5 protein-coding genes are annotated in these 8,798 nt (G+C 62.0%); 1 reads left to right on the forward strand and 4 read right to left on the reverse strand.

Annotation, left to right across the window (positions count from 1 at the left end; genetic code table 11):
- The 4 genes from ENZ74_RS12520 to ENZ74_RS12535 form a co-directional block, all read right to left on the reverse strand.
- The coding region (locus ENZ74_RS12520) for a biotin/lipoyl-binding protein (RefSeq protein ID WP_127312793.1) at window positions 1-386 on the reverse strand (386 nt) is incomplete at its 3' end.
- A complete protein-coding gene (locus tag ENZ74_RS12525; protein WP_127312794.1) occupies window positions 383-2,152 on the reverse strand; it encodes a type I secretion system permease/ATPase in 1,770 nt (589 codons plus the stop codon). The genes ENZ74_RS12520 and ENZ74_RS12525, both read right to left, overlap by 4 nt.
- 79 nt (window positions 2,153-2,231) lie before the next feature.
- Window positions 2,232-5,777, reverse strand: coding sequence for a DUF5801 repeats-in-toxin domain-containing protein (locus tag ENZ74_RS12530; RefSeq protein WP_127312795.1), 3,546 nt, complete (start codon window positions 5,775-5,777; stop codon window positions 2,232-2,234).
- Window positions 5,778-6,094: 317 nt separating this feature from the next.
- Entirely contained in the window at window positions 6,095-6,598 is a 504-nt protein-coding gene (locus ENZ74_RS12535) for a response regulator transcription factor (protein ID WP_032809607.1), read from the reverse strand.
- Between the two features lie 844 nt (window positions 6,599-7,442).
- Between ENZ74_RS12535 and ENZ74_RS12540 the strand changes: the two genes are divergently transcribed.
- Window positions 7,443-8,699: an aminomethyltransferase family protein gene (locus ENZ74_RS12540; protein WP_013529879.1), complete on the forward strand. Its 1,257-nt coding sequence runs from the start codon at window positions 7,443-7,445 to the stop codon at window positions 8,697-8,699.
- Window positions 8,700-8,798: the final 99 nt, after the last annotated feature.

Here is an 8,798-nt window from a genome sequence, read left to right on the forward strand (position 1 = left end):
GCCCTGAGACGCGCGGCCAGCGCCTCACGCGTTGCTATCCGGTTCTGGATCAGGTCGAGCTGCGCCTTTGCCTGCGTGTCGTCGAGCCGGACGAGGATCTTGCCGGCCTTGACGACATCACCGTTGGCTGCGTTCAACTCCGCGATGATGCCGCCCTCGAGGTGCTGGATCAGCTTGCGGTCGCCGGCGACCTTGATAACGCCCGGCGCCACAGCGGCGCTGTCCAACGGTGCCAGGGCCGCCCAACCTCCCGCGACGCCGAAGAACAGGAACATGATCGCGAACCCGGTGCAGGTCACGCCTGTGAGACGCAGCGGCATCGGTTGCAGCAGGGAGGGCGGCGGAAGGGGCAGCGGCACGACGTTCAATTCCGGGGGGCGGCTCATGCTTCCTTGACCTCTTTGGTTTCCTTGACCACTTCGAGGGCAGGCAACTGGGCAGCCTTGGGCAGATGGGCCACCTTGCTGACGCGGCTGGCGAGTTCGTTGAAGACATGGTCGCGCGGCCCGAAGAGATCTTGCTGACCCCTGTTGAGGACCAGTATCTTGTCTACCTTCTCCAAGATGTTGGCGCGGTGCGCGATCAGGATAACGGTTGTGTTCGTCGCCTTGGCCACGCCGAGAGCGGCAATCAATGCCTCCTCGCCCTCCCTGTCGAGGTTGGAATTGGGTTCGTCGAGGATAAGCAGCGTGGGGTCGCCGTAGAGTGCCCGCGCCAGCCCGATGCGTTGGCGCTGCCCGCCCGACAGTATCGCACCCGCCTCGCCGATCTCGGTGCCGTAGGCCTTCGGCAGCCCCTTGATGAGTTCGTGGACGCCGGCCAACTGCGCTGCCTTGATCACGTGCTGGAAGACCGCCGGATTGACCGTCGCAAAGCGGGCGATGTTGTCGGATACGGTGCCGGCGAAGAGTTCGATGTCCTGCGGCAAATAGCCGACATAACGGCCACGGTCTTCCGCCGCCCATTGGGCAACATCCGTTCCGTCCAGCAAGGCACGCCCCCCCGACGGGCGCCAGGCACCGGCAAGTATGCGCGCCAGGCTCGTCTTGCCGGCCCCGCTCGGACCGATCAGGGCCATCGCTTCACCCGGCTCGAGACGGAAGCTGATGCCTTTCAGGATGTGCTCGCCACCCTGTCGGGCAAGCACAAGGTTGTCGGCCTCAAACCTGCCTTTCGGACGGGGCAGTGGCAGGACCGGTGTGGCTTCCCGGTGCTGTCCGGCGACCGCGGTGAGGCGTTTGTAAGCGGCATGCGCTCCCACCGTCGCCTTCCATGTGCCGATCGCTTGCTCGACCGGTGACAAGGCGCGACCCATCAGGATCGAGGCGGAGATCATGATGCCGGGTGAAGCCTCGTTGCGAAGAACCAGATAGGCGCCGAGGCCGAGTATGGCCATTTGCAGGGCCAGCCGGTGACAACGCGCGATAGCCGCGATGACGCCGCCACGGTTGGCGGCAAGAACCTGTCCCTTGTTGGCCTCGTCCTGTTGGGCCTTCCAGCCTTCCAGCAATGGCTTCAACATGCCCATCGCCTGGACGACCTCGGCGTTGCGGATCGCCGCCTCGGCTTGCACATAGGCCCGCGACTGTGCGCTTGCGGCCTCGGTCAACGGCTTGCGTGTGAGGTATTCGTTGAGCAGCGCCAAAGCAAACAGCACGATCCCGCCGCAAAGCGCCAACCAGCCCAGCCATGGGTGCATGAAGAATATGGCAACGAAGAACAACGGTGCCCAAGGCGCGTCGAGGATCGGGAAGATGCTGGGGCTGGTGAAGAAGTTGCGCACTTGATCCAGGTCGCGCAGCGGACGGGCGTTGGCTTGGCCTGGCGCCGAGGCGGCATATTCCACCGATGCGGTCAGGAGAACCGGTGCCAATCGCGCGTTCATCCACGATCCGACGGTAGCCAGCAGGCGCCCGCGCACCACCTCAAGCCCCGCCATTGCCGCGAGCGCCCCTGCCGCCATCAGCGACAGCATCACCAGCGTCTCCAGGCTGTGGCTGGACAACACGCGGTGGTAGACTTGGAGCATGTAGAGCGCTCCGGTCAGCATCAGCACGTTGATGCCGCCGCTGAACCAGACAAGCGGCCGGATGGCACGTCTGGCCTCTTTCATCACCACCTGCAGGGCAGGGGGCTGTTGTTTGGTTTTCATCGTTATTTCTCTGGTGTGCGGGATGACATCTCGTGCGGGAAGGTTGGGGGCAGCATTGGCTGCCCCCCGTTGGCCAGTGTCAGGCGACGTCGACAAGTATGTGCTGCATCGCTGTCTGGTCCGCGTCCGCGTCCGCCACTTTGAAGGCGAAGTCGAGGTGGGCATCCGGCGTCTGGGTCGAGGTCGAGGTGAAGCCGATGTCCGTGATCTTCAGCACGTCGTTGTCGGTGGGGTCGAAATTCACCAGGTTGGTGGTCGCATCGCTGCCGCCACCGGCGCCGGTCGTCGGGTTCAGGTTGATTGCCGTGTTGTTGCCGGTGATGCCGTTGCCCGACTGCATGATCTGGACACCCTGCAACACGAAGTGCTCGCCGGCCGCGTTGTAGTCGTTCTGCTCGATGATCACGAGGCCGTCATTGTTGTCGAGCGTGAACTCGCCGCTGTACGGGGCCGGGACGTGACCCATCTTGAAGATGTCGGCATTCTGCACGTACATCGCCCTCGTAATCGAGACATCGTCGAGCGTCGACGCCGTGCCCTTGTCGTCGATCAGGTTGAGGATCAGCATCAGATCCTCGCTGTTGCCGATGCCATCGAACTTGATGGCCATGGTGCCGGCGGTCGCTGTCGGCTGGGTAGCCTCGTTCTGACTGTTGATACCGACGTTGCTGTCGAAGAACCGCAATGTGAGCAGTTCGCCTTTCTGGATCGTGTCACCGGCGACACCGTTGGTGCTCTGCGTCGCGGATACCCAGCTTTCATTGGCGTTGCTCACCATCTCGTGACCACCTAGGGTGAAGGTGGCGTCGCCGGATGACCCCTCGCCATTGGCTGTCAAGCTGAACGGGTTGGCTTTGTTGATCAAGTTGCCCGTGAACTGCACGTAGAAGTTTTCGTTAGCCGGCGTATTCGGATCATCAGCCTGCAATTTTTCCAGCACGATCTGTGGGTGGCCCGTATTGCCGAGGGGCTCCTTGGACAAGAGTTGGCTGGTGTGGATAACGTCGAAGCTGAAGCCTTCGAGAGGGTCGGTCAGGTGGATGGTATAAGTATCGGCAATCTTGTCGAAGACGAGGGTGCCGCCCGCCGTCCCGGTCTGGGTGCCAGCCGCCGGATCCTTGTCGTAGGTGAAAGTGAAGTTGAACGTCGCGGAGGTAAGGCTCTCCGACGCCAGCGTCACCTCCGAGGTGAGAATGTTACCACCGCCGCCGCCGGTGATCGTGCCGGTGAGCCCGATCTGGACGCCGGCAAGCGCGCCATTCTGGTCGACAAAGTCAGAACCACTCGCATAGAACGCGGCCGGATGAGCATCCGCGCCGATGTCGTACCCGAAGGCTCCGGTGGCCGACGCGTTGAGTGTGTTGGCCAGAGTCTCGGGGGTCCCGATACCGTTGCCGGCGTTCTGGTCACCGTCGAACGGCACTGTGATCGTCGGCGCATCATCCTTGAAGACGAGGCTTGTACCGATGTTGACACTGTCCGAGGCCTGGTCGCCGTCACCGTCGGTGATGATCGCCGTCAAGGTTACGAGATCATCGGCTGCCAGCGATGTTTGCTGATCCGGTCCGGTGTCGGGCGAGTGTATGACGGCACGTGCCTGATCGAGCGTCACGGTCCCGTCAACAGCCACGCTCACCGTGAACACAATATCGCCAGCGGCTGAACCGGCACGACCGACCACCTCGCCGCCTTCGACGAAAAGCAGGACGGACAGGCCGGTCAAGGTGTCAGTGAGGCCGCTAACGTTCGTAACCTGATTGATGCCGAGCGCATAGCTGATAGCGTCACTATCCGCGCCGGCGTTTGGGGTGAAAACGGTCGCGAAATCCGCACTGTTGGCACCCAAGTTGGACTCGTCGACGGTCAGCGTCGGCTCGGTGCCGGTGGTCGAGATGCTCGGGCCATCATCCTTGAAGTTGAGGTTCTGGCCGATGTCGAGGCTGGCCGACAGGTGGTCGCCATCCTTATCGGTGACGGTCGCGGTGAGCGTGACCAGATTGTCGGCGGCCAGGCTGGTGCTGTCGTCGGGGTTGCTGGCGTCGGCATGGACCACCGCCCGGAGCTGGTCGAGGGTGACGGCGCCGGCGGCGCTGACGGAGACGGTGAATACGAGGTCGTTGGAGCCGATGGTGTGGCCTTCGACGACGCTGCCATTGAGCGAGAGGACGACCGCTTGGCCGGTCGCCGTGTCGATCAGACCCGAAGGGCCTGCCACGACGCCCAGTGCGTAGGTCAGCGTGCCGGCCCCGTCGGCGCCGAAGCCCGAACTGAAGTTGGCGGCAAAGCTCTGCGTGTCGTTGGTGGTAAGAACCGACTCGTCGACGGTCAGCGTCGGCTCGGCGCCGGTGGTCGAGATGCTCGGGCCATCATCCTTGAAGTTGATGTGGGAGCCGACCTCTTCGCTATAGGCGTTGGTGCTCGTCGCCGAGAAATGGAACTCGGAGATGTCGCACCCCTCGTTTGCATCGACCCCTTTGACCGTCAGCCGATCCATTGGGCTGCCGGTGGTGATATCGACGGTGGTGGTGTTGTCGAGCCCGGTGATGGTGACGGCGTTTCCGGTCCCGCTGAGCCCGGTGACGGTGATGTTGCCGCTGCCGGTCGCATAGGTGCCATCGACAGTGATGACGGACGCAAACCCCGATGTACCCGTCAACTTGATGCCGGTGATATCCACGGGGCTGGTCGTGGTGCCGTCAAAGAAGTTCGTGCCTTGGTCGTTGCCCGTATTGTTGAAGGCGCTGACGGTGACGTCCACACGCGCAGTCGGAGTGGAAGGTGTGATCTGGCTGATCGTGAACCCGGCCTGCGTGATGGTCTCGATGTGGTTGCCGTACTGGATTTGCGACGCACTCCCTGCGTTCAGGGTACCGCCGGTGACAAAATCGACCTGCAGCGTTTCGTTCGGATTGATGCTCTGGTTGTTGATGCCGAAGCCCTGTTCGCTGACGTTGGCACTGCCACCGTTCAAACCGATTACCAGCAGCTGCTTGGAAGCGTCATTGGCCGAATTGATCAGATAGAAATCATTGTTGCCGGGCGCGGCGGCTGAGCCCAGAAAACTAGCCACGGAGGTGCCGGTGACCGACGCGAACACCTTGTTGGTCAAACCGATACGATCGTCCGGATTGGTCGCGTCCGGATTGAGCAACGGCACATACTCGACCGTGTACAGGTCCGCATTGGTGGCGCTGGTGCTGACCAGCCCAAACGAGAAAGCGAGCGGGCCGGTTGCGGCCGGTGCGGCCGACGGGTCAGAGGTGCCGATGACACCGATTACGACGTTTGCATGGGGCGGGTCTGCGTCTTTGAACAGCCAGACATAATTGCCATCGACCGTCTGAATGCCGCTGTTGACGCCGACGGTGGTGGAAAACGGGGTTCCGGTGAGATTCTGGGAGAGAACGACCGAGGTGATGGTTTCTCCCGCACTCGCCGAGGCCACGACGAAGTTGGCCTGGAAGGCGACCTCCGGCGAGGTCAGCCCACCCGGATCGTCGAGACTTAGGAGATATTGCACCGTGGGGTTGGTATCGTAAGGCGGAATGGCCGGATTGATATCATCGTCCGTAAATCCGGTGGTCTCGTCGAGGACGATGTCCTGGGTCAAGATGTCGAGTGCCATGGAGATTCTCCTTGGTTCAAAATTCTCTCTGGAAAAGGGATGCAGCCCCTAATGCCGGAAATGCACCTACCCCGGTGCAGCCGGTCGCATACTGAAATGCGCCCCTCCAATTTCATTGTGCCGCCGGCGCAGAGGGCGCGTCCATTCCCGCTTCGATAGTATTGCGGTCAATGTCCGCACCTGATCGAACGATATATATCCTTCGATAGGTCAGGTTGACGGGCGCTGCGGGGAGGTCGCGCAGGCACGCGCCAGATGCCGCCAGACGGCTCTGCGGCCGTTGCCGTGCGTACAATGTCGGTGCGAGTGGAGAGTGTTCAGAGCAGGCCGGTTCGGCCCATTCCCGGACGCTCGGCGGCTTTGCCGTGCGTCATCCAGGCCAGTTCCGCCCGGCCGCCTAGGTGCAACTTCTCGTAGACGTGATGCAGGTGCATCTTCACCGTGCCTTCGGATAAATGCAGCCGCTGCGCGATGGTCTTGTTGCGCAGCCCGCGCGAGACGAGATCGGCGATTTCGGTCTCCCGCCCGGTCAGCCGGGACATTGGCTGCGGCTGCGAGCCGGGCATCAGCAGCTGCTGGACGATCTTGTTGTCGATCCACTTCTTGCCCGCCGCCACCGCATTCACGCATTCGATGAGAAAGCGGTGGCTGATGCCGTCCAGAAACAGGCCATCGACGTCGAGCGTCTGTATTTCCCTGACATCGAGCCTGCCGGTTGGCTGCACGATGAAGATGATGCCGAGAGCGCTGTTGCCGGCCTTCAGCCGTGAGGAAAGACCTGATGTCTGCTGATCCGCGAGATCCACGCCTACGATGACCATATCAGGCTGATGGCGCTCCACATGAGCGAGAACGTCCACAGGGCGGCGACACTGGGCGACAACATCGTGTCCAGCCTTCTGCAACACCCATTCCAGACCGGCGAGATATACCCCCCGCGGGTCCGCGACAACCACTGTTGACATGCGAACACCGTCCGTAAAAAACGCAACGAACTTGGTTAAATACCCGTAAAATCAGGAAACCAGAGCCCACATCGATTGTCAAGGAATAGCTAATATACATATTGCTATAATCTACGACGGACCGGCGGGCTCCCTCGCAGCGTAGCAGGCCGGCTGACGATTCTGCGGAGGCGATGCTGGACTTGGTTGAAATGCCAGCGTTTCGATTGCACGTGGATCCGCGGAATCGAAGTCGAAATCGCCGGACGTCTCACCGCACTCCTGGGTGAGAAATTTGCTAGCGCCAGCGCGCTACCGCCTTTCCCCCCACGCGTCGAGCTGCCAATTCAGGCTTCGATGCTACGGCTGAACGGGCCGAGCTTGTGCGGTGAGACGGCGTTACCTGGTCGACCGCAAGCGAGCATTTGCCGGTGAAGGCTGACAGCGAAAGCAATCCGACGGCGGCTTCAAATATTCAGGTTGAACTGCGGGTATGCCGTCGGCAACCGGGGGCATTCCGAAAAACGCTGCGAAGTGAAAGTCTCACCCAAGATACGGATGAGGCAAGAGACATCTGACTGAGCGGGTTGCTGCTCGCAGGAAGCCGTCCCTGCGGTCTGCGCTTGGATGGTTTCGTTTCCATGGCGCGAGGTGCGCTGTTCTTCACCCGTTGTCGTCGAATGTCGCAGCAAAGTGCCTTGCGACTGGGAGGAGACCTGGAATGAACGACATCAAATTCACGTCCGGCCTGAGCGTGGTGGCAGATGCCCATGTCGCCTTTCGCGGCACGCCCTTCGTCGAACGGACGGCGCCACTGAACCAGAACGCACTCTGGATGCGCTGGGACAGGAACATGGTCGTCGATTGCTACTCCGATATGGTCGAGGAACTGGCGGCTATCCGCAACAGGGTGGCCATGGGCGACATGTCACCACTGTCGAAATATGTCATTGCCGGTCCGGATGCCGAGAGGATGATGGATGCGCTCATCCCGCGCGACATCAAGAAGCTGCAGGTCGGCCAGATCTACTATGCACCGTGGTGCGACGAGAACGGCCATGTCGTCGGCGACGGTCTGGTTTTCCGCATGGACGAAACCACCTTCCGCGTTTCCGCCGATCCCGGCCTTTCCTGGTGGAAGCAGCATGCCGAAGGCCTCGACGTCCGTGTCACCGACATATCCGATAGCTACGGCATCCTCACCTTGCAGGGACCGCGTTCCCGCGAAGTGCTGGAGGCTGTCACCCAGTCCGTGCAGGAATTGCCGTTCTCTCGCTTGGCCATCGTCACAATTGCCGGCAGACGGGTCGAGATCCTGCGCCAGGGTTTTACCGGCGAGCATGGCTATGAATTGTGGGTCAAGGCGGATGACGGCGCCGCCGTGTGGGACGCGGTCGAGGCGGCAGGCAAGCCTTTTGGCATCCTTCCTGCCGGCGCCTGGGCGCTCGACATAGCACGTCTCGAAGCCGGGCTGCTGATCGTTGGCTACGACTATACAAGTGCCGGCCCAGACCATGGCGGCGCCAGCATTCAGGCAGCTGGAAAGTATCGTGCGTCGCCCTTCGACCTCGGCCTGGGCCGGCTGGTCGACTTTCGCAAGGCCGATTTCATCGGCAAGGCGGCGCTGCAGCGCATGTCGAACACGGGTGACCATCGCCAGCTCGTCGGGCTCGACATCGACTGGTCGCAAGCCCTCGACGGCAAGGGGCTTGAGAGCAATGCGCCCGGAAATCTGCGGCGCGTGCAGTGGTATCCGCTGAAAGCCTTTCGCGGCGGGAAGGAAGTTGGGCACGCCAGCAGCGTCGCCTGGTCACCTTCGACCGGCAGGATGATCGGCTTCGGCCATCTGCGGCGTGAGGCCGCCGAGACCGGCACCGAGCTCACGCTGAAGTGGAACAAGGATGGCGTGGCGGCCGATGTCAGGGCGCGTGTCGTGGGGCTGCCGTTCCTGTCGCTCAAACGCGCCGCCAACGGGTAGCGAAACGCTGTTTCAGAACTGAGAGTCCTGTCGTTGCATCCTCCCGTGACGACAAGCCGGGCAGCTGGTCTGCCCGGCTCCCATTGCCGCGGCCTACGG

This window comes from Mesorhizobium sp. M7A.F.Ca.CA.002.15.2.1 (assembly GCF_003998715.1).
Classification (GTDB): Bacteria; Pseudomonadota; Alphaproteobacteria; order Rhizobiales; family Rhizobiaceae; genus Mesorhizobium; species Mesorhizobium ciceri.